Here is a 21,053-nt window from a genome sequence, read left to right on the forward strand (position 1 = left end):
GAAGGGCGCCGTACGAGGAACGTACGGCGCCCGTGTTGCGTTCCCGCAACGTCACTCGATTCCCTCGGGTCCCTCGCGATCCGGAGTTCACATGCCGGCGATGAGCTTCTCCACCCGGTCGTCCACGGACCGGAAGGGGTCCTTGCACAACACGGTGCGCTGTGCCTGGTCGTTGAGCTTGAGGTGGACCCAGTCGACCGTGAAGTCACGGCGCTGCTCCTGGGCTCGTCGGATGAAATCACCGCGCAGCCGCGCGCGAGTGGTCTGCGGCGGCACCGACTTGCCCTCGAAGATCTTCAAGTCGTTGCAGATGCGGGCGGCTTGCCCCTTCTTCTCCAGGAGGTAGTACAGCCCTCGACGACGGTGGATGTCGTGGTACGCGAGGTCTATCTGCGCGACCCTCGGGTGCGACATGGTCATGTTGTTCTTCGCGCGGTACCGCTCGATGAGCTTGTACTTCATGACCCAGTCGATCTCGGTGCCGATGCGGTCGAGGTCCTCGCTCTCGATCGCGTCCAGCGTGCGGCCCCACAGCTCCAGGACCTGCTCGACGGTGCCGGTGCGGATGCCGCGGCGGTCGACGAAGTCCACCGCCTTCTCGTAGTACTCACGCTGCACTTCGAGAGCCGAGGCCTCACGGCCACTGGCCAGGCGCACCTTGCGGCGCCCCGTGATGTCGTGACTGACCTCACGGATCGCCCTGATCGGGTTCTCCAGGGTGAGGTCCCGCATCACCGTGCCCGCCTCGATCATGCGCAGCACGAGGTCGGTGGCGCCGACCTTGAGGAGCATGGTCGTCTCGGACATGTTCGAGTCACCGACGATGACGTGGAGCCTGCGGTAGCGCTCGGCGTCCGCGTGCGGTTCGTCGCGGGTGTTGATGATCGGCCGGGACCGGGTGGTCGCGGAGGACACCCCTTCCCAAATGTGCTCGGCCCGCTGACTGACGCAGTACACGGCACCGCGCGGAGTCTGCAGCACCTTGCCCGCGCCGCACAGCAGCTGCCGGGTGACGAGGAACGGGATGAGGATGTCCGCGAGCCGGGAGAACTCCCCGTGACGGGCCACCAGATAGTTCTCGTGGCAGCCGTAGGAGTTTCCCGCCGAATCGGTGTTGTTCTTGAAAAGGTAGACGTCGCCCGCGATTCCCTCCTCGTGCAGGCGGCGCTCGGCGTCGACGAGCAGGCCTTCCAGAATGCGCTCGCCCGCTTTGTCGTGGGTGACCAGCTCGGTCACGTTGTCACATTCGGGTGTCGCGTATTCCGGATGTGACCCCACGTCGAGATACAGACGGGCGCCGTTCCGCAGAAAGACGTTGCTGCTGCGGCCCCATGACACAACACGGCGGAAGAGGTAGCGCGCCACCTCGTCAGGGGACAGGCGGCGCTGTCCCCTGAACGTGCATGTGACGCCGTACTCGTTCTCCAGCCCGAAAATGCGGCGGTCCATGACTGAACATTACGCCTGATGCCCGGCACTGAAACCGGGTTCGGCAGCACCGTTTCGATCATTTTCCGATGAACCCGCAACAACCCCGGATTCCACGGCCGGTACCAGTACCCGCGCCGTGGCCAGCAGAACCATCAGCGCCGCCACACCGGCGAGCCCCGGCACCGCGAAACCCCACGCCGTACCACCCCACTCCACCACCGGCCCCGCCGCGGCCGTCCCCAACGACGCCCCGACCGTGAACGTCGTCACCAGCCAGGAGAACGCCTCCGTCACCGTGCCCCGCGGAGCATGCCGGTCCACGATGATGAACGCACACGCGAGCGCCGGCGCGAGGAACACCCCGGCGAGCGCCGTCAGCGCCGTCATCGCCACCGCCCCGGGCGTCAGCACCAACGGCCAATAGCAGACCGCCAACAGCGCCACCAGGACACTCAGCCTCCGCTCCGGCACACCGGCCCACTGCCGCGCCCCGTACACCGAACCGCCGACGAGCGCGCCGAGCCCGAGCGCCGCCATCATCCAGCCGTACACCGCGTCGCCGCCGTGCACGTCCGCGTACGAGACACCGGCGACGGTGATGGAGCCGAGCGCCATGCCGATGAACAGGAACGCGCCGAGGAGCGCGAGGAGCCCGGGCGAGCGCAGGGCACCGAGCCAGTGCGCCTCCCGCGGCGCCGAGCGCCACGCGCGTGAAGGCCGGGACACCACTACGGAGAGGGCACCGAGCACACCGACCACATTGACGACGAGCAGCGCCACCTGCTCCGACCACAGGGCCACGCAGCCCGTGATGAGCAACGGCCCGACGGTGAACATGACTTCCTGGGCGATGGCGTCCATGGCGTACGCGGTGTGGACCTGCTCCTCCTTGCCGAGGACGCTCGGCCACAGAGCGCGCAGACCACCCTCCAGAGGCGGTGTGAACAGGCCGGCGGCCCCCACCGCCACATACGCCAGGGCCAACTGGTCCGGCCCCGTGAACGCGAACACCGCCATGCCGAGCGCGGAGAGCAGCGCGGCGGGCAGCTGGACGCGCGGCTGGCCGTACAGGTCGACGAGGCGCCCGAGCAGCGGCTGACCCACCGCGTTGGCCACGCCGTACACCGCGGCGAGCGCGCCGGCCAGGCTGTAGGTGCCGCCCTCGGCGCGGATGAACAGCACGATGGCGATCGCCGCCGTGGCGTTCGGCAGCCTGCCCACCAGCGTCCCGGCGAGCAGCCGTGTCGCGTAGCGCGTCCTGAGGATCTCCGCGTATCCCGCCGCCATGCTCTCCCGCCCTCCCCCCGCACGCCGAGCCGGGGTTTTACGTATAACGTCCGGCGTCATACGTACCATGAGCGCAGTGCGCGGGTCCACCGCGACCCCGCGCCACGGGCCCCCGTGGCGCGGCACAGACCGGGAGGTGTCAGTGGCCGGGCCGCTGCAGGAAACCGGGGCCACCCGCCCCACGAGCCGCGACGTCGCACGCGCGGCCGGGGTCTCCCAGGCCACCGTCTCCCTCGTGCTCGGCGACAAATGGCGCGGCCGCGTCGCCGAACCCACCGCCCAACGCGTCCGGACCGCCGCACGCGAACTCGGCTACCGCCCCAACCTCGCCGCCCGCAACCTCCGCCTCGGCAGGACCAGAACAGCCCTCCTCGTCGTCCCCGAACTCACCAACGAATTCTTCGCACACGTCTACACCGGCGTCGCCCGCATCGCCGCCCGGCACGGCTTCGGCGTCGTCCTCTACCCCTCCCCCGACGGCATCGGCCCCGCCCGCGACCCCTTCGCCTCCGCACGCGCCTCCCTCGACGGCGTCCTGGCCTCCTCCATGGCCTCCGACGCCCTCGCCACCATCCGCGGCGACGACCTCCCCCTCGTCATGCTCGACAGCGACCCCGCGGGCAGCCTCGGCGCCACCACCGTCAACCTCGACCTCGCCGACGGCATGCGCCAGGTGACGGAACATCTCCTCACCCTCGGCCACCGCGACTTCCTGCACCTCGCCGCCGACGTCGACTCCTGGACCTTCGACGTACGCGCCGAAGCCCTCGACCGCACCCTGCGCGGCACCGACACCTCCGTACGCCGCGCCGCCGCACCCCTGAACGTCGCCGGCGCCCGCGTCGTCGCCGAAGCCGCACTCTCCGCCCCCGGCCCCCGGCCCACCGCCGTCGTCTGCGACGACGACTTCCTCGCCGCCGGAGTCTGCAAAGCCGCACGCCGACTAGGCCTCCGCGTCCCCGAGGACGTCTCGGTCACCGGCTTCGACGACCTGACGCTGGCCACCGCCGTCGAACCGGAGCTCACGACCGTCCGGCTGCCCGCCGAGCGGTTCGGCGAGCGCGGCATGGAATCCCTCGTCGCCGTCCTGGAGGGCCGCAGCCCCGACGCCACCCCACTCCCCGTCGAACTGATCGTCCGCGGCTCCACAGGACCGCCCCGCTGACGGCCACCCCACACACGAACGCGCCCCGCGCCCCGGCCATCGGCCGGAACACGGGGCGCGCCCGCAAGCGAACTACTCGACGTCACCGCCGGACTTCGGCGCCGGCCCGGCGTCCTCCTCCGTGTCGGTCGCCGCGTCCGTCGCGCCGCCCTCGTCGAGCAGCCGCGACAGCTGACGCCCCACGATCCGCTTGAACTTCCGCTGCTGCGGCCGCGTCCGGTCGAGGATCGCCACCTCCAGCCGCTCCGCGGGGATCTCCCGCTCACTGCCGTTGGTGTCGCGGGACAGCGCCTGCACCGCGAGCTTGAGCGCCTCGGCCAGCGTCATCCCGTCCCGGTGGCGCTGATCGAGATACGTGCTGATCTGCTCGGCATTGCCACCGACCGCGACCGAACCGTGCTCATCCACGATCGAACCGTCATGCGGCAGGCGGTAGATCTGATCACCGTCCGGCGTCACACCGACCTCGGCGACGACCAGCTCCACCTCGTACGGCTTCTCCGCGTTACTGGAGAAGATCGTGCCGAGCGTCTGCGCGTAGACGTTGGCGAGGCCACGGGCCGTCACGTCGTCGCGGTCGTACGTATATCCACGAAGGTCGGCGTAGCGCACGCCGCCGATCCGCAGATTCTCGTACTCGTTGTACTTGCCGGCGGCCGCGAAGCCGATCCGGTCATAGATCTCGCTGAACTTGTGCAGCGCACGGGACGGGTTCTCGCCGACGAACACAATGCCGTCGGCATACTGCATCACGACAAGGCTGCGGCCGCGGGCGATGCCCTTCCTGGCGTATTCCGCCCGGTCGGCCATGGCCTGCTGGGGTGAGACATAGAACGGCGTCGACACCGGATCCGTCCCTTTCTGTCAAAAAACTTCAGTCAGTGGCGAATTCGGAGCGATCAGAGCAGAGCGGCGCGCGGGCCGTCCGGCTGCTCGAGACGCTTCTCCAGGATCGCGCGCGCGATCGCGGAGGACTCGTCGTCCGTCAGCCTCCGGAACCCCTCGTCGGAGATCACGGTGACGATCGGGAAGATCCGGCGGGCCACGTCCGGGCCACCGGTCGCCGAGTCGTCGTCGGCCGCGTCGTACAGCGCCTGGACGACCAGCGTCGTCGCCTGATCCTCGGTGAGACCGTCGTGGTAGAGCTTCTTCATCGCACCGCGCGCGAAGACCGAACCCGAACCGGTCGCCGCGAAACCGTGCTCCTCCGAACGCCCGCCCGTCACGTCGTACGAGAAGATGCGGCCCTTCTCGCGGTCCACGTCGTACCCCGCGAAGAGCGGCACCACGGCGAGGCCCTGCATGGCCATGCCGAGGTTGCTGCGGATCATCGTGGAGAGGCGGTTCGCCTTGCCCTCGAGCGAGAGGGTGGCGCCCTCCACCTTCTCGAAGTGCTCCAGCTCCAGCTGGAAGAGCTTCACCATCTCCACGGCGAGACCCGCCGTACCGGCGATGCCCACCGCCGAGTACTCGTCGGCCGGGAACACCTTCTCGATGTCGCGCTGCGCGATCACATTGCCCATGGTCGCCCGCCGGTCACCGGCCAGCACCACACCGCCCGGGAACGTCACGGCCACGATGGTCGTGCCGTGCGGCGCCTCGATCACGCCCTGCGTGGGCGGCAGTTGACGGTTGCCGGGCAGGATCTCCGGCTGGTGCTCGGACAGGAAATCCATGAACGACGACGAACCAGGCGTCAGGAAGGCAGCTGGTAGACGCCCGGTGCTACGAGGATTGGCTTCCACGAGTTTCCTTCCAGGTAAGCGGTGGCTCGGCGGGTCCTGTCGGGGTCGTCCCCCAACTTGCCGATGCCCGAATTGCAGTTGAAGCACAGTACGCCTCGGACTTTACCTGTCTCGTGGCAGTGATCCACATGGACGGCGGGGGCACTGAGACAGATCACGCAGAGCCCCTTCTGGGAGGCGATCAGCAAATCGCGCTCGGCCATGGTGAGGCCATACTTGCGCTTGAAATAGCTCTGCTGGTTCCGGTCGGCCCGGCACACCTTGCAGTAGCTCGCGTAGCCGTCCGAGGTCGTCGCGTTGCGCTCCCAATCGGAGTGCGCCTTGACCGTCGCGCACCGAGGGCAACGCTTATGTCCAGGCGGCACTGACACCTTGTCCCGGACAGTCTTGCCCTTGGCTGCCTGACGTTGCCGGTAGTACTCCGCAGAGCACTCCCGGCAGTACGCCTGAAGTCCATCACGCATGGACTTGTTGCTCGCGAAGGCTGCTCGCGGCAGCACCCGACCACACCGCGAGCACCCTCTCCCGTCGAGCGATTCGGACATTGAGGTCATTCGCCGCCCTTTTGCACAAATGACCTCACAAAGTCCTCGGCATTCTCTTCCAAGACGTCGTCGATTTCGTCAAGAACAGAGTCGACGTCGTCGCTCAGCTTCTCCTGGCGTTCCTTGAGGTCCTCCGAAGCCTGCGCGTCCTGCGTCTGCTCCTCGGTCTCCTCGGTGGGACGCGTCGCCTTCTGCTGTCCGCCGCCGGTGTCCTTGGTCGCCATCTACCTCACCCCGCTCGCTCGGTTAGACGTTCTTGATCAGACCCTACGCTTCGGGTCCGACATCGGCCCCGCAGTTGCTTCAACGTGCGGGACCCACCTCTGTGATTCCCCCGTCGATGACCTTTCAGCCGCCCGAGAGGACCCGAACCAGGTCCTCTGCCGTGCGGCAGCGGTCCAGGAGCTCCTTGACGTGGTTCCGGGTGCCGCGCAGGGGCTCCAGCGTGGGCACCCGTTGCAGAGAGTCACGACCCGGGAGGTCGAAGATGACGGAGTCCCAGGACGCCGCGGCCACGTCGTCCGCGTACTGCTCGAGGCAGCGGCCGCGGAAGTACGCGCGCGTGTCCTCGGGCGGCTTGGTGGTGGCGCGCTCGACGTCCGCCTCGTCGAGGAGCCGCTTGATCTTGCCGCGGGCCACCAGCCGGTTGTAGAGGCCCTTCTCGGCCCGTACGTCGGCGTACTGGAGGTCGACCAGGTGGAGCCGGGCGGCGTCCCAGTCGAGGTTGTCGCGGCGGCGGTAGCCCTCCATGAGCTCGCGCTTGGCGACCCAGTCCAGCTCTCCGGAGAGGCTCATCGGGTCGCTTTCGAGGCGGCCGAGGACGTCTTCCCAGCGGGCCAGGACGTCCTTGGTCTGTTCGTCGGCGTCGGAGCCGTACCGCTCCTCGACGTACTTGCGGGCGAGCTCGAAGTACTCCATCTGGAGTTGCACCGCGGTGAGTGAGCGGCCGCTGCGGAGCGTGACGAGGTGCTTGAGCGACGCGTCGTGCGAGACTTGGTGCAGGGTGCGCACGGGCTGGTCGACGGCGAGGTCGACGTTGATGAAGCCGTCCTCGATCATCGCGAGGACCAGGGAGGTGGTGCCGAGCTTGAGGTACGTCGAGATCTCGGAGAGGTTGGCGTCGCCGATGATGACGTGCAGCCTGCGGTACTTCTCGGCGTCGGAGTGCGGCTCGTCGCGGGTGTTGATGATGGGGCGCTTCAGCGTCGTCTCCAGGCCGACCTCGACCTCGAAGTAGTCGGCGCGCTGGCTGAGCTGGAAGCCGTGTTCGTGGCCGTCCTGGCCGATGCCGACGCGTCCTGCGCCGGTGACGACCTGCCGGGAGACGAAGAAGGGTGTCAGGTGCCGCACGATGTCCGAGAAGGGGGTCTCCCGCTTCATCAGGTAGTTCTCGTGCGTGCCGTAGGAGGCGCCCTTGTTGTCGGTGTTGTTCTTGTAGAGGTGGATCGGCTGGGCGCCGGGGAGCTGGGCCGCGCGCTCGGCGGCCTCGGCCATGATGCGTTCGCCGGCCTTGTCCCACAGGACCGCGTCCAGGGGGTTGGTGATCTCCGGTGAGCTGTACTCGGGGTGCGCGTGGTCCACGTAGAGGCGCGCTCCGTTGGTCAGGATGACGTTGGCGAGGCCGATGTCCTCGTCGGTCAGCTGGCTGGAGTCGGCGGCCTCGCGGGCGAGGTCGAATCCCCGCGCGTCCCGCAGCGGGTTCTCCTCCTCGAAGTCCCAGCGGGCGCGCCGCGCCCGGTGCATCGCCGCGGCGTAGGCGTTGACGATCTGGGACGAGGTGAGCATTGCATTGGCGTTGGGGTGGCCGGGGACGGAGATGCCGTACTCCGTCTCGATGCCCATTACTCGCCGTACGGTCATGCGGCCCTCCTTGCCCGGCGGCGCTCCCGTTCGGGAACGGCGCTCAAGTACCGCTGTTGCTCCGGTGCGTGTGCGGTGCCCGTCCCCGCACTGCGCGACTCGGCGGTACCGAAGAGCCTAGAACGCCTTTGCGCTGGTGGGGAGATCATTGCCTTCATTGAAAAACAGACGGCTGCGGGTACCCGTGAAGGACACCCGCAGCCGTCCTGTGTTCTACAGGTATTGACCGGTGTTGGCCACCGTGTCGATGGAGCGTCCGGTGTCCGCGCCCTGCTTTCCGGTGACAAGGGTGCGGATGTACACGATCCGCTCGCCCTTCTTGCCGGAGATGCGGGCCCAGTCGTCGGGGTTGGTGGTGTTGGGCAGGTCCTCGTTCTCCTTGAACTCGTCGATGCAAGCCTGGAGGAGGTGAGCGACCCTGATGCCCTTCTGGTTCGCTTCGAGGAAGGCCTTGATGGCCATCTTCTTGGCGCGGCCCACGATGTTTTCGATCATGGCGCCGGAATTGAAGTCCTTGAAGTAGAGGACTTCCTTGTCGCCGTTGGCGTACGTCACCTCGAGGAAGCGGTTCTCCTCGGATTCGGCGTACATCTGCTCGACGACGGACTGGATCATGCCCTGGACGGTGGTGCGCCGGTCGGCGCCGTGCTCGGCCAGGTCGTCGGCGTGCAGTGGGAGCCGTTCGGTGAGGTACTTGGCGAAGATGTCCTTCGCCGCCTCGGCGTCCGGGCGCTCGATCTTGATCTTGACGTCGAGTCGTCCGGGCCGCAGGATCGCGGGGTCGATCATGTCCTCGCGGTTGGAGGCGCCGATGACGATGACGTTCTCCAGGCCTTCCACGCCGTCGATCTCGGCGAGCAGCTGGGGGACGATGGTGTTCTCCACGTCCGAGCTGACGCCGGATCCGCGGGTGCGGAAGAGGGATTCCATCTCGTCGAAGAAGACGATGACGGGGGTGCCCTCGCTGGCCTTCTCGCGGGCACGCTGGAAGACCAGGCGGATGTGGCGCTCGGTCTCGCCGACGTACTTGTTGAGGAGTTCGGGGCCCTTGATGTTCAGGAAGTAGCTCTTCCCGGCGGGCTGGCCGGTCACCTCGGCGACCTTCTTGGCAAGGGAGTTGGCGACGGCTTTGGCGATGAGTGTCTTGCCGCAGCCGGGGGGCCCGTACAGCAGGACGCCCTTGGGCGGCCGCAGTTCGTGCTCCTTGAAGAGGTCGGGGTAGAGATAGGGGAGCTCGACGGCGTCCCGGATCATCTCGATCTGGCCGCCGAGGCCGCCGATCTTCTCGTAGCTGATGTCGGGGACTTCTTCGAGGACGAGCTCTTCGACTTCGCTCTTGGGGATGACTTCGTAGACGTAGCCGGAGCGGGGTTCGAGAAGGAGGGCGTCGCCCGGGCGGATGGTGACGTCGAGGAGGGGTTCGGCGAGCCGTACCACTCTCTCTTCGTCGGTGTGTCCGACCACCAGGGCTCGGTCGCCGTCCTCGAGGATCTCCTTGAGGGTGACGATGTCGCCGACGCTCTCGAACTCCATGGCCTCGACCACGTTGAGCGCTTCGTTGAGCATTACTTCCTGGCCGCGCCTGAGCTCTTCGAGCTCCACGCTCGGGCTGACGTTCACCCGGAGCTTGCGGCCCCCGGTGAAGATGTCCGCCGTGCCGTCCTCGTTCGCCACGAGGAAGACTCCGAAGCCGGCCGGTGGCTGTGCGAGCCGGTCGACTTCCTCCTTGAGGGCCACGATCTGGTCGCGGGCCTCACGGAGCGTGTTGGCGAGCCGCTCGTTCTGTGCGGATACGCCGGCCAGGTTGGTCTGCAGCTCGACGATCCGCTCTTCGAGAATCCTCGTATGACGCGGAGAGTCGGCGAGCTTGCGTCGCAGGACGGCGATTTCCTGCTCGAGATAGGCAACCTGACCGGCGGGGTCCTCAGACCCTCGCCCCGGCCGGATGCCGCGGTTGATGTCGTCGTCGTGGGCTGCCACGGTCCTCACCTCCTCCAAGGGGAGCTGGACGCTTCCAGACCCTACCTGGGTGGGTGTCGATTGAAACCCCTAGATCACAAAGACAGTGGGGGTGTGTCCGATCTTCACCCTTGCGCTCTCCCTCACGCCAGAGGAATACCCACCCAACAACATCGGAAAGCGGGCGGTTGTATCGTCGAACTGTTCAACACCCGTCAGGGCTGGCCCGACTTGCTGTATTTTCGGGCCGCCCGGCGCAGCGACCGGCAGGAGAGATGACCGTGCGGCACGAGGCCGAGACCGGCAGTGAGGGCGATCCGCTGGAGGTCTGGATCGACCAGGACCTCTGTACCGGGGACGGCATCTGTGCGCAGTACGCGCCGGAGGTCTTCGAGCTGGACATCGATGGTCTGGCTTATGTGAAGAGCGGTGACGACGAGCTGCTGCAGGCTCCGGGGGCGACAACGCCCGTGCCGTTGCCGCTCCTCCGTGACGTGGTGGATTCGGCCAAGGAGTGTCCTGGCGACTGCATTCACGTGCGGCGTGTTTCGGACGGCGTCGAGGTCTACGGCCCCGAGGCGGCTTGATCCAGCCGCCGCCGGGGGGTCATACGCTGCGCGCCTGGGCGGGTGTCGTCCGCTCGAACGTCCCGTCGCGCCATTGCCACTTGGCCTTGTCCTGCTTGTCGGGGCAGCAGCGGGGGACGTCGGGCGTGGAGTAGCCGAGCAGGGTGGCGGTGACCGCGCCGTCACGCAGGGCGAGGTCGCTGACGGTGAGCCGGTCCTTCGGGTCGACGAGGGTGGCGACGACGCGGGGTTTGCCCGCTGCCGGCCTGGTGATCACATAGACGCCGTCGGGCGGGGTGCCTGAGCCGGCCTTGCAGTGGACGACCGCCACCGTTTCGGGTCGGCTGTCGCCGTCGAGGTCGCCGGTGGCCTTTTTCTTCACGACGGGCTCGACGGGGCCGCAGGTGATCGGGAGGTCGACGGAGGCCGGGTCGGGTGCGGGGGCCGGGGCCGGGGCGGCCGCGGCGGCTCTGGGGTGGGGCTTCTGGTCCGTCTGTGCGGCGGTCGCGGGGTCGGGCTGCAGGACGGCCGAGCCGGCGACGACGGCGGCCAGCGCGGCCGCGGTGGCGAGCCAGTGGATGGGGCGGGCGGTGGTGTGGGCCAGTTCCGGGACGGCGGGGTGCTGCACGAGGAAGTGTCTCCTGTGAGGGCTGTGCCGGCGGGGGGTGGCCAGCATCGTGCCATACGTCACAGTGAGGTGGAACACCGGGGTCACGGTGGTGGTCCGGTGGCTCTCGCGGTTCTTCCGGTACGGGGCTGGTGTCCTGTCAACGAAACGGCGCCGCCGCCGAGTTCCCTGGTCGGTCAGGGAACTCGGCGGCGGCGCCTGCTCATTGGACGGGGCCCGTGGCGCGGGTCAGCGCGGGGTGCCGCCGTCGGCGTTCGGGCCGGAGTAGTCCTCGCCGTAGGCGCCCTTGGCGGGGCGGCGGCGGCGCATGGGGGGCTCGACGCCGTCCGCGAGGCGGCGGGCGGTGAGGAGGAAGCCGGTGTGCCCGATCATGCGGTGGTCGGGGCGGACGGCGAGGCCTTCGATGTGCCAGTTGCGGATCATCGACTCCCAGGCGGTCGGCTCGTTGAAGCCGCCGATCTCGCGGATGGACTCGACGGTCCTGGCGAGCTGGGTGGTGGTCGCGACGTAGCAGCAGAGGATGCCGCCGGGGACGAGTGCCTTGGAGACGGCCTCCAGGCATTCCCAGGGGGCGAGCATGTCGAGGATGACGCGGTCGACCTCGGTGTCGCTGAGGTTGTCCTGGAGGTCGCCGACGGTGAGCTGCCAGGCGGGGTGGGGGCCGCCGAAGTAGCGCTCCACGTTCTGCTGGGCGATCTCGGCGAAGTCTTCGCGGCGCTCGTACGAGTGCAGCATTCCGTGGTCACCGATGGCGCGGAGCAGGAAGCTGCTGAGCGAGCCGGAGCCCACGCCCGCCTCGACGACGCGGGCGCCGGGGAAGATGTCGGCGAAGGCCAGGATCTGCCCCGCGTCCTTGGGGTAGACCACGGCGGCGCCGCGGGGCATGGACAGGACGTAGTCGGGGAGCAGGGGTCGCAGCGCCAGGTAGGCGACGTTTCCCGTGGTTCGGACAACACTGCCCTCGGGAGCGCCGATCAGCTCGTCGTGGGGGAAGGAACCCTTGTGGGTGTGGAAGTTCTTCCCGGCCTCGAGCGTGAACGTGTAGTGGCGTCCCTTGGGGTCGGTGAGCTGGACCTGGTCCCCGACCTTGAAGGGCCCGCGACGGCGGGCGGCACCGGTCGGTTCGGACATGTGACCAGCCTACCGGCCGCGGCGGGAAGCTCGGACCACCGCTTTAGGAGAGCGGTGCTCAGGAGGGGCGGGCCATCGCCTTGACGAAGGCGCGCTCGACGTCGGCGGCGGAGAGCACTCCGTAGATCTCGCCGGACTCCTCGACGACGAGGTATTCGGTGGCGGGGGTGGCCCGGAGCGTGTCGAGGAGTTCTTCGCCGGCGAGCTCGGCGGAGATGCGCATGCCTTCGGTGATGTCCTGGGCGAGGCCGCCGACGCCGACCCAGGGGCGGCGGTGCTGGGGGACGGAGACGATGGCGGCCTCGCGGACGACGGCCATCGGGTCGCCGTCGGCGTCGACGACGACGAGGGCCCGGGCGCCGGCGTCGTTGGCTCTGCGGAGTGCTTCGGAGAGCGGGGTGTCGCTCTCGACGGGGACGGCGCGGCGGGTCAGGGTGCGGGCGCGCAGTTCGGGCAGGTGTTCGCGCAGCCGGGCCATGCGGAGGCTGTTTCCGGCGCCGGTCCAGATGATGGCGGCGAGGATCGCGGCGAGCAGGGCGTCGGTGACGGTGTTCATGCCGCCGATGTCTTCTGGTTCGCCGCCGAGGGCGCCGGACTGGTTGAGGAGGGGCAGTCCGATGAGGACGGAGATGGCGAGGGCGCGGCCGACCCAGGCGGCGGCGACGGTGCCACTCATGGGCTTGCCGGTGATCTTCCAGACGACGGCGCGCAGCATGCGGCCGCCGTCGAGGGGCAGGCCGGGGAGGAGGTTGAAGGCGGCGACGATGAGGTTGGAGATCATCAGGCCGGCGAGGAGGACGCCGGGCACGGTGCCGGGTTCGACGGCGCGCATGCCGGCGTAGAAGATGCCGGCGAGGACGAGTGAGAGGAGGGGGCCGACGAAGGCGAGGATGAACTCGCGGCCGGGGGTTTCGGACTCCTTCTCGATTTCGGAGACGCCGCCGAAGAACTGGAGCTGGATGCGGCGGACCGGCAGTTTGAAGCGGAGGGCTGCGACGGTGTGGGCCAGTTCGTGGACGAGTACGGAGGCGTAGAAGGCCACGGCGAAGAAGAGGGAGACGAGGTAGCGGGCGCCGCCGAGCTCGGGCAGGACGCGGTCGAGCTGGCCGCCGAAGACCCAGGTGATGAGGGCGGCGACGAGGAACCAGCTGGGTGCGACGTAGACGGGCACGCCGAAGGGCCTGCCCATGAGCAGTCCGCCGCCGGGTCCTTTCTGTGCCTTGGGGGGCACCGGGGTTCCCTTGCCGGGGGGTGGCGTGGGCGGGGTGTTCGGGCGCTGTGGTCCGGTGGGCGGCTCGTCTCGCGGTGTCTTGGTGAGGGATGTGCCGCTCTCGTCGTGCCGGGGGTGTTCCGGCTCGTGGGCCGTGTCCGTGTCCGTGTCGGCCGGACGCGTCGGCTCCCGGGAGCCGGTGGCGTCTTTCGGCCGCAGGCCCTCGGTGCCGTCGGACTGCGGCCCGCCGCTCCCGCCGCTTTCGTCCACGATGTCCCCTCGTTCGAAGCGTCCCTCGCCCCGGTATGGCGCGGTTACCCGCACGATCATGCAGGGTGAGACGGTCTGTCGTCGATGGTATGCGGCTGTTGTCAGTGGTGGGTCGTAGGGTCTGTCCTCATGGAAACCAGTACCGACGGTGCCGTGGCGGCCGTGCGCCCGGCGTCCTTGTCGCCCTCGCGCGCGGGCGATTTCATGCAGTGTCCGTTGCTGTACCGGTTCCGGGTGATCGACAAGCTGCCCGAGAAGCCGAGTGAGGCGGCGACCCGGGGCACTCTGGTGCACGCGGTTCTGGAGCGGCTCTTCGACGCCCCGGCGGGTGAGCGCACGGCGCCGCGCGCCAAGTCGCTCATTCCGGGTCAGTGGGACCGGCTGCGGGAGGCGAAGCCCGAGCTGTCGGAGTTGTTCGCGGACGATCCGGAGGGCGAGCGCATGGCGCGCTGGCTGTCGGACGCGGAGAAGCTGGTGGAGCGCTGGTTCACGCTGGAGGATCCGACGCGTCTGGAGCCCGCGGAGCGTGAGCTGTTCGTGGAGGCCGAGCTGGCGTCGGGGCTGAGGTTGCGCGGCATCATCGACCGGGTGGACGTGGCGCCTTCGGGTGAGGTCCGCATCGTGGATTACAAGACGGGCAAGGCCCCGCGTCCGGAGTACGCGGAGGGCGCGCTGTTCCAGATGAAGTTCTACGCCTTGGTGGTGTGGCGGCTGAAGGGTGTGGTGCCGCGCCGCCTCCAGCTCGTCTATCTGGGCAGCGGTGACGTGATCACGTACGACCCGGTCGTGGCGGATCTGGAGCGGGTCGAGCGCAAGCTGCTCGCGCTGTGGGAGGCGATCGAGCTGGCGACGGAGACGGGGAACTGGCGGCCCCGGCCGACCAAATTGTGCGGTTGGTGCGATCACCAGGCGGTGTGTCCCGAATTCGGGGGGACTCCCCCGCCGTATCCGCTTCCTGTGAGGGCGCCCGAGTCCGCGGAGGGCGGGCAGGGCAGAATGGGCGCGGACTAGCTGAAGGAGAGACACGTGGCCATCCGCGTCCTACTGGTCGATGACCAGCCGCTGTTGCGCACCGGGTTCCGGATGATTCTGGAGGCCGAGCAGGACATCGCGGTCGTCGGCGAGGCCGGAGACGGCCTGCAGGCTCTCGACCAGGTGCGGGCCCTGCAGCCCGATGTGGTCCTGATGGACATCCGCATGCCGCGGATGGACGGTGTGGAGGCGACCCGGCAGATCACCGGTCCGGGCCGGGACGGCCCGGCGAAGGTGCTGGTCCTGACGACCTTCGACCTCGACGAGTACGTGGTGGAGGCGCTGCGCGCCGGTGCCAGCGGATTCCTCCTGAAGGACGCCCCGGCGAACGAGCTGGTGCAGGCGATCCGGGTGGTCGCGGCGGGTGAGGCGATGCTCGCGCCGAGCATCACGCGCCGGCTCCTCGACAAGTACTCCGCGCACCTGCCCTCGGGCGACGAGCCGGTGCCGGACACCCTGCACACCCTCACCGAGCGCGAGGTGGAGGTCCTCAAGCTGGTCGCGCGCGGCCTGTCGAACGCGGAGATCGCGGCGGACCTGTTCGTCAGCGAGACGACCGTGAAGACGCATGTCGGCCATGTGCTGACGAAGCTGGGCCTGCGCGACCGGGTGCAGGCCGCGGTGTACGCGTACGAGAGCGGTCTGGTGCGCCCCGGCGCCCAGTGACCGGGACCCGCTCCTGAGAACGGCGAAGGTGGCCGCCCCCCGAGGGGCGGCCACCTTCGCCGTTGCGGTCATGCGTCGGGCCGGTCAGCCCTTGCTGATCTCCCAGAAGCGGAAGACCGTGGACGCGTCGAGGCAGGACTCCAGGCCGTAGACGCTGTCGCGGACGACCGCGTACTGCTTGGCCTGCCAGACCGGCAGGACGGGCAGCTGCTCGGCCACGATGTCCTGCAGCTCGCCGTACTGCTTGTCGGTCTTGGCGCGGTCGCTCTCCGTCGCGGTGCCGGGGATGATCTTCCCGGTGATGGTGCCGTTCTCGAAGTGGTTGCCGAGGACGTTGCCCTTGCCGAAGAACGGCTGCGTGAAGTTGTCCGGGTCCGGGTAGTCCGGCACCCAGCCCTTGACGTAGACGCCGTACTTGCCGGCCTCGATGTCCTTCTCGTACTGCTCGAACGCGACGGACTTCACGTCGGCGTCGAAGAGGCCGGACGCGTTGAGCTGCTTGGCGATGGCCCGCAGCTCCTGGTCGGTGGCCGGGCCGTAGCGGGTCGGCGTCGACCAGAGCGTCAGCTTGACCTTGCCGTCGATGCCGTCGGAGCGCAGCGCTGCGGCGGCCTTGGCGCGCTGCGGGCGGGCGCCGTAGGTGTCGAAGAACGCCGTGTTGTGGCCGCCGATGCCGGCGGGGACGATCGAGTACAGCGGGGTGGCCGTGTCCTGGTAGACCTCCTTGACCAGGGCGTCCCGGTCCAGGAGGTACGCCATGGCCTTGCGCACGCCGAGCTTGCCCGCGACCGGGTCCTTCATGTTGAAGACCAGGTGCTGCACCTCGGCGCTGGTGCCCTCGACGATGTCGACGTCCTGGCCCTCCTTGGAGGTGTCCCGCTCGATGTCCGCGATGTCCGCGGCGGCGAGGCCTCGGTAGGCCAGGTCGATCCTGTCCTCCAGGAGCGCCTTCTTCAGGCCCTTCTGGTCGCCGTGGAAGAACTTGATGGCCACGCCTTCGTTCTTCGCCTTGGCGGTGCCCTTGTAGCCGGAGTTGACGGAGAAGACCGCCTGCTCCTTGTCGAACGAGTCGAGCTTGTACGGCCCGGAGCCGACGGCCTTGCCGTCCTTGCGCAGCGCGTTCATGTCGTACTCGCGGTGGTCCACGATGGAGCCCGCGCCCGAAGCGATCTTGCTGGGGAACGTCGCGTCGGAGTACTTGAGCTTGAAGACGACGGTCTTGGCGTCGGGTGCCTGCACCCGGTCGAGCATCGGGAACATGATCGCGGGGCCGTCGTCGGCGTTGATCTTCCGCATGCGGTCGAAGGAGAACTTGACGTCCTTCGACGTGAGCGCGTTGCCGTTGCTGAACTTCAGCCCGTCACGCAGCTCGCACTTGAATACCTTGGCCTCGGTGTCCGTGAAGCCGCAGCTCTCGGCGGCTTCCGGCGCCGGCTCGGTGGCGCCCTTGGGGAAGCTCAGGAGCGACTGGAAGACGTTGTTGAACAGGAGCCAGGAACCGGGGTCGTAGCCGGATGCGGGGTCGGTGGCGAGGACGTCGTCGGACATCCCCATCACGACCGCGTCGCCCGTGTCCCCGGCGCCGCCCGATTCCGTGCCACAGCCGGTCAGCAGGGCGGCGGCGAGCCCTCCCGTGAGGGGAAGGGCCAGCCACTGGTTACGACATTTCACTTACGTGCCTTTGGTGTTGTGGTCGTTCGCTGGAACTCGGTCGAGGTGTCTTTGGGTGCTGAGGGTCAGCCGCTGACGCCGCGGCTGAGCTCCCACAGCTGGAGGTTGGACGAGGAGTTGAGGGCCCACTCGACACCGGTGATGTCGTCGCGTGCCGCGATGTACTGCTTGCCCTGCCAGAGCGGCAGCACCGGGACGTCGTCGGCGACGATGTCCTGGATGCGGCGGATGCTCTTGGAGGCGGCGAGCCGGTCGGCCTCGCGTCGGGACGTCGGGATCAGCTGGTCGTTGATCGTGTCGTTCACGTACGGCGAGCCGAGGAAGTTGTCCTTGTCGAGGAACGGCGCGAGGAAGTTGTCGGCGTCGGGGAAGTCGGGGAACCAGCCCATGCCGTACGCCGCGTACTTGCCGTTGCGCTCGGCCGCGCGGAAGGTGTTCCACGGCACGCCCTTGATCGACACGTCGAAGAGGCCGGAGTCGTTCAGCTGCTTGCGCAGCAGCTCGAACTCCTTCTTCGTGCCCGGGCCGTAGTGGTCGGTGGTGTAGTGCAGCGTCATCTTCACCGGAGTGGAGATGTTCGCCTTGTTCAGCAGGGCGCGGGCCTTGGCCGTGCTCGGGTTGCCGTACTTGTTGAAGAACGAGTTGGCGTGCCCGGTGATGGTGGAGGGCACCAGCGAGTACAGCGGGTCGGCCGTCGAGCCGTACACCGCGGAGGCCAGCGCGCCGCGGTCGACGAGCTGCGCCATGGCCTGGCGGACGGCCTTGCTCTTGGCCGTCGGGGCGTCGGTGTTGAAGGCGAGGTAGCGGATCTCCAGACCCTGCATCTCGACCACGTCGATCTTCTTGTCCTTGGCCCCGTCGTACTGCTTGACCTGCTCCGGCGACATGGTGCGCGTCATCAGGTCGATGTCGCCGTCCTCGAGCGCCTTGCCCATGGCGTCGGTGTCGGTGAAGTTGCGGAGCTCCACCTTGTCGCTCTGGACCTTGAACGCGCCCTTGTAGTGGGGGTTCTTGGTGAACACCGTCTTGACCACGCGGCCGTTCTCGACCTCCGGCTTCGCCGTGTACGGACCCGAGCCGTCCACGTCGAAGCCGTCCCGCAGCTTGTTCTTGCTGTAGTGGTCCTTGCTGATGATGCCCGCGGTCGGCGTGGCCAGCTTGAACGGGAAGGTCGCGTCGGGGGTCTTGAGGTGGAAGACGATGTCGCGGTCGCCCTGGACCTCGATCTCGTCGACGTTCGCCACCAGGCCGTCCGAACCGCTGGGGTACTTGATCTTGATGTCGCGGACCCGCTCGATGGAGAACTTCACATCGGCGGCGGTCAGCGGCTCACCGTCGGAGAACTTCAGCCCCTTGCGGAGGGTGCAGGCGTAGCGCTCGTTGCCCGTGTCGGTGAAGCCGCACTGCTCGGCGGCCTCGGGCTGCGGGTCGCCGCCGCCGCGCGGCATGGCCATCAGCGTCTGGACGGTCTGGCGCAGGACGTTCCAGGAACCGGCGTCGTAGGCGTACGCCGGGTCGAAGGGCGCCGGCACCTCCTTGGAGATGGCGAACGTGTCCGTGGTGCCGGCGGTGACCGGCTTGTCGCCGTCTCCGCCGTCCGAACCACCGCACGCGGCGAGCGCGGGGGCGAGCAGACCTATGACAGCCGGCAGCACCAAAGTCTTGCGGTTCATGCTCGACGTTCTCCAGAGCTCTTGAATCCCGTGAATCCCGCAACGCGGGGTGAGGGTTGATGGGGCACGGGGGGTGGGGCGATGTTCTCGCGACGAGATTAGTCCGCACCAGATGAGCTTCGGAGGGGGCCTGAAGCGCTTATCAATCACGCTGCGAAACCGGGCGTGGACACACCGATAACCCGACACCGGAAGGTTTCGTGCACGCTCCCACCAATCGGGACACAACGTCACGTCACCCGGCACCCCTAAGGGGCTCTCTGCACATGCCGGGCCAGCTGTCGACCCCCGCCGGAGTGGGAAACGTCACAGCCGACGACGGGGGTTTCGACGGGAGCCGCCGGTAGCTGTCAGAGGGTCATCAGGCCTTGCAGGAAAGGCAGGTTGACGTGTTCGAGGGAGGGGACGACGGTGCGGCCCGCGGCGGCGAGGATGGGTGCGACCGAGGGTACGGCGACCACCCGGCAGCCCGCGGCCTCCGCCGAGGCGACGCCGGTCGCGGTGTCCTCGATGACGGCGCATCTGGTGGGGTCCGCGCCGAGCCCGCGGGCCGCGAGGAGGTAAGGGTCGGGGTGCGGCTTGGTGCGGGCCACCTCGTCGCCGGCCACGGTGAGTTCGAAGTGGTGGGCGCCGACCGAGTCGAGGACGCGGTCGATGATGCGCCGATGCGACGCGGAGACCAGGGCCATCGGCACGCCGTGCGCGCCCAGTTCGGCGAGCAGGCGCGCGGCGCCCGGCATCAGCGGCAGGGACCGGCCGATGCGGTCCTCGAAGCGGTCGTTGAGCAGCACGGTGAGCTCGGGGACGGTGATGTCGGCGCCGGTGGCCTCGATGAGGAAGCCGGCGCTGCGCGTCATGGGGCCGCCGACGACGACGTCGCGCCAGGCCTCGTCGAGTGCGTGGCCGAGGGACGCGAAGACCTCGACCTCGGCGTCCCACCAGAAGCCCTCGGTGTCGACGAGGGTTCCGTCCATGTCGAGCAGCACACCCTGCAACGCGGAGCCTTCGGCCGTTCGGGTGCCGAGCGCGGGAACCGTACTGGTCATGCGACCACACCTTCCATGAGGGACGAGAAGGCCGGTCGCCTCCTTCTTGCGGGAAGGCAACCGGCCTGCACTGGACCGACCAGTGTACGACTGCGCCGGATCAGCGCGCGTTGAAATATTTCGCCTCGGGGTGGTGGATGACGATCGCGTCGGTGGACTGCTCGGGGTGAAGCTGGAACTCCTCGGACAGCTGGACGCCGATCCGCTCGGGCTGCAGGAGCTCGGCGATCTTCGCGCGGTCCTCCAGGTCAGGGCAGGCGCCGTAGCCGAGCGAGAAGCGGGCGCCGCGGTACTTCAGCGCGAACATGTCCTCGACGTCGGCGGGGTCCTCTCCCCCGAATCCGAGCTCGGCGCGCACGCGGGCGTGCCAGTACTCGGCGAGTGCCTCGGCCAGCTGGACGGACAGGCCGTGCAGTTCGAGGTAGTCGCGGTAGGAGTCGGCGGCGAACAGCTCGGCGGTCGCCTCGCCGATCTTCGAACCGACGGTGACCACCTGGAGCCCGACGACGTCGGTCTCGCCGGACTCCTCGGGGCGGAAGAAGTCGGCCAGGCAGAGCCGACGGCCGCGGCGCTGACGCGGGAAGGTGAAGCGGGTGCGCTCCGACCCGTCGTCGTTGAGGAGGATCAGGTCGTCGCCCTTAGAGACGCACGGGAAGTAGCCGTAGACGACGGCCGCCTCCAGCAGGTTCTTGGTCTGCAGCTCGTCCAGGAGACCGCGCAGGCGCGGCCGCCCCTCGCTCTCCACCAGCTCCTCATACGTGGGACCGGTGCCGGTGCGGGCCTGCTTGAGGCCCCACTGCCCCTTGAACAGGGCACCCTCGTCCAGCCAGGAGGCGTACTCCTTGAGCTGGATGCCCTTGATGACCCGCGTGCCCCAGAACGGCGGGATGGGCACGGGGTTATCGACGGCCACATCCGAGCGGGACGGGCCCTCGGGCTCCTCGACGGTCACCGGAGTGTCGCGCTTGGGCACCCGGCGCTGCTTGAGCTCGGGCAGGCTCGCCCCGGGCACGCCGCGCTTGACCGCGATGAGCGCGTCCATCAGCCGCAGCCCCTCGAACGCGTCGCGCGCATAGCGCACTTCGCCCTCGTAGATCTCGTGCAGGTCCTGCTCCACATAGGCGCGGGTCAGCGCGGCGCCGCCGAGGATGACGGGGTAGTCGGCGGC

At 68.5% G+C, this 21,053-nt stretch carries 19 protein-coding genes; 4 read left to right on the plus strand and 15 right to left on the minus strand.

All coding sequences use genetic code 11. The features are described 5' to 3' along the window. Positions 1–87: 87 nt before the first annotated feature. Complete coding sequence (pafA, locus tag ACH4D5_RS35600) at positions 88–1,449, minus strand: Pup--protein ligase (protein ID WP_055567245.1); 1,362 nt, start codon at positions 1,447–1,449, stop codon at positions 88–90. 9 nt (positions 1,450–1,458) lie between these two features. Continuing rightward, on the minus strand, positions 1,459–2,718 hold the full coding sequence (locus ACH4D5_RS35605) for an MFS transporter (protein WP_398311222.1): 1,260 nt from the start codon (positions 2,716–2,718) through the stop codon (positions 1,459–1,461). A gap of 142 nt (positions 2,719–2,860) precedes the next feature. Here ACH4D5_RS35605 and ACH4D5_RS35610 point away from each other — a divergent pair, with 142 nt between their 5' ends. Beyond that, the gene (locus tag ACH4D5_RS35610; RefSeq protein WP_398311225.1) at positions 2,861–3,883 is read left to right on the plus strand and encodes a LacI family DNA-binding transcriptional regulator; all 1,023 of its coding nucleotides are present in this window, start codon (positions 2,861–2,863) and stop codon (positions 3,881–3,883) included. Positions 3,884–3,955: 72 nt separating this feature from the next. On the opposite strand, the gene prcA is transcribed toward ACH4D5_RS35610, so the two are convergent. The 6 genes from prcA to arc form a co-directional block, all read right to left on the minus strand. After that, positions 3,956–4,729, minus strand: coding sequence for a proteasome subunit alpha (prcA, locus tag ACH4D5_RS35615; protein WP_398311228.1), 774 nt, complete (start codon positions 4,727–4,729; stop codon positions 3,956–3,958). 53 nt (positions 4,730–4,782) lie between these two features. Further along, a complete protein-coding gene (prcB, locus tag ACH4D5_RS35620; protein WP_398311231.1) occupies positions 4,783–5,628 on the minus strand; it encodes a proteasome subunit beta in 846 nt (281 codons plus the stop codon). Continuing rightward, on the minus strand, positions 5,580–6,173 hold the full coding sequence (locus ACH4D5_RS35625; protein WP_398311292.1) for an endonuclease VII domain-containing protein: 594 nt from the start codon (positions 6,171–6,173) through the stop codon (positions 5,580–5,582). Before ACH4D5_RS35625 ends, prcB begins: the two co-directional genes overlap by 49 nt. Before the next feature lie 5 nt (positions 6,174–6,178). After that, on the minus strand, positions 6,179–6,397 hold the full coding sequence (locus ACH4D5_RS35630; protein WP_150219625.1) for a ubiquitin-like protein Pup: 219 nt from the start codon (positions 6,395–6,397) through the stop codon (positions 6,179–6,181). A 124-nt stretch (positions 6,398–6,521) separates the two neighbouring features. Then, positions 6,522–8,033 (minus strand): depupylase/deamidase Dop, encoded by a 1,512-nt coding sequence (dop, locus tag ACH4D5_RS35635; RefSeq protein ID WP_398311234.1) that lies wholly within the window; start codon positions 8,031–8,033, stop codon positions 6,522–6,524. Between the two features lie 213 nt (positions 8,034–8,246). Next, positions 8,247–10,013, minus strand: a complete 1,767-nt coding sequence (gene arc / locus ACH4D5_RS35640) for a proteasome ATPase (protein ID WP_398311237.1) — start codon at positions 10,011–10,013, stop codon at positions 8,247–8,249. A 254-nt stretch (positions 10,014–10,267) separates the two neighbouring features. Between arc and ACH4D5_RS35645 the strand changes: the two genes are divergently transcribed. Further along, positions 10,268–10,579 carry a ferredoxin gene (locus ACH4D5_RS35645; RefSeq protein WP_398311240.1) on the plus strand — a complete coding sequence of 104 codons (312 nt, stop codon included), beginning with the start codon at positions 10,268–10,270 and terminating at the stop codon, positions 10,577–10,579. A gap of 19 nt (positions 10,580–10,598) precedes the next feature. Here ACH4D5_RS35645 and ACH4D5_RS35650 read toward each other — a convergent pair whose 3' ends face one another. The 3 genes from ACH4D5_RS35650 to ACH4D5_RS35660 form a co-directional block, all read right to left on the minus strand. Continuing rightward, positions 10,599–11,186: a hypothetical protein gene (locus ACH4D5_RS35650; protein ID WP_398311243.1), complete on the minus strand. Its 588-nt coding sequence runs from the start codon at positions 11,184–11,186 to the stop codon at positions 10,599–10,601. A 228-nt stretch (positions 11,187–11,414) separates the two neighbouring features. Beyond that, positions 11,415–12,317: a tRNA (adenine-N1)-methyltransferase gene (locus tag ACH4D5_RS35655; RefSeq protein WP_398311246.1), complete on the minus strand. Its 903-nt coding sequence runs from the start codon at positions 12,315–12,317 to the stop codon at positions 11,415–11,417. 58 nt (positions 12,318–12,375) lie between these two features. Then, entirely contained in the window at positions 12,376–13,797 is a 1,422-nt protein-coding gene (locus tag ACH4D5_RS35660; RefSeq protein WP_398311249.1) for a site-2 protease family protein, read from the minus strand. Between the two features lie 129 nt (positions 13,798–13,926). Here ACH4D5_RS35660 and ACH4D5_RS35665 point away from each other — a divergent pair, with 129 nt between their 5' ends. Further along, the gene (locus tag ACH4D5_RS35665; protein ID WP_398311252.1) at positions 13,927–14,808 is read left to right on the plus strand and encodes a RecB family exonuclease; all 882 of its coding nucleotides are present in this window, start codon (positions 13,927–13,929) and stop codon (positions 14,806–14,808) included. 15 nt (positions 14,809–14,823) lie between these two features. Then, on the plus strand, positions 14,824–15,495 hold the full coding sequence (locus tag ACH4D5_RS35670; RefSeq protein WP_098241447.1) for a response regulator transcription factor: 672 nt from the start codon (positions 14,824–14,826) through the stop codon (positions 15,493–15,495). Between the two features lie 84 nt (positions 15,496–15,579). On the opposite strand, the gene ACH4D5_RS35675 is transcribed toward ACH4D5_RS35670, so the two are convergent. The 4 genes from ACH4D5_RS35675 to ACH4D5_RS35690 all read right to left on the minus strand — a co-directional run. Then, positions 15,580–17,166, minus strand: coding sequence for an ABC transporter substrate-binding protein (locus tag ACH4D5_RS35675; protein ID WP_398311255.1), 1,587 nt, complete (start codon positions 17,164–17,166; stop codon positions 15,580–15,582). 65 nt (positions 17,167–17,231) lie between these two features. Beyond that, positions 17,232–18,839, minus strand: coding sequence for an ABC transporter substrate-binding protein (locus tag ACH4D5_RS35680; RefSeq protein WP_398311258.1), 1,608 nt, complete (start codon positions 18,837–18,839; stop codon positions 17,232–17,234). 350 nt (positions 18,840–19,189) lie between these two features. Then, the gene (locus tag ACH4D5_RS35685) at positions 19,190–19,885 is read right to left on the minus strand and encodes an HAD family hydrolase (RefSeq protein WP_398311261.1); all 696 of its coding nucleotides are present in this window, start codon (positions 19,883–19,885) and stop codon (positions 19,190–19,192) included. Positions 19,886–19,985: 100 nt separating this feature from the next. Beyond that, on the minus strand, positions 19,986–21,053 hold a 1,068-nt coding region (locus ACH4D5_RS35690), incomplete at its 5' end, for a vitamin B12 dependent-methionine synthase activation domain-containing protein (protein WP_398311264.1).

Source organism: Streptomyces sp. NPDC018029 (genome assembly GCF_044327655.1).
In the GTDB taxonomy this organism is placed as follows: Bacteria; Actinomycetota; Actinomycetes; order Streptomycetales; family Streptomycetaceae; genus Streptomyces.

Coding starts and splice junctions, on each gene's coding strand:
- pafA (WP_055567245.1), bottom strand. CDS start 1,449: ATGGACCGCCGCATTTTCGGGCTGGAGAACGAGTACGGCGTCACATGC.
- ACH4D5_RS35605 (WP_398311222.1), bottom strand. CDS start 2,718: ATGGCGGCGGGATACGCGGAGATCCTCAGGACGCGCTACGCGACACGG.
- ACH4D5_RS35625 (WP_398311292.1), bottom strand. CDS start 6,173: ATGTCCGAATCGCTCGACGGGAGAGGGTGCTCGCGGTGTGGTCGGGTG.
- ACH4D5_RS35630 (WP_150219625.1), bottom strand. CDS start 6,397: ATGGCGACCAAGGACACCGGCGGCGGACAGCAGAAGGCGACGCGTCCC.
- dop (WP_398311234.1), bottom strand. CDS start 8,033: ATGACCGTACGGCGAGTAATGGGCATCGAGACGGAGTACGGCATCTCC.
- ACH4D5_RS35645 (WP_398311240.1), top strand. CDS start 10,268: ATGACCGTGCGGCACGAGGCCGAGACCGGCAGTGAGGGCGATCCGCTG.
- ACH4D5_RS35655 (WP_398311246.1), bottom strand. CDS start 12,317: ATGTCCGAACCGACCGGTGCCGCCCGCCGTCGCGGGCCCTTCAAGGTC.
- ACH4D5_RS35665 (WP_398311252.1), top strand. CDS start 13,927: ATGGAAACCAGTACCGACGGTGCCGTGGCGGCCGTGCGCCCGGCGTCC.
- ACH4D5_RS35680 (WP_398311258.1), bottom strand. CDS start 18,839: ATGAACCGCAAGACTTTGGTGCTGCCGGCTGTCATAGGTCTGCTCGCC.
- ACH4D5_RS35685 (WP_398311261.1), bottom strand. CDS start 19,885: ATGACCAGTACGGTTCCCGCGCTCGGCACCCGAACGGCCGAAGGCTCC.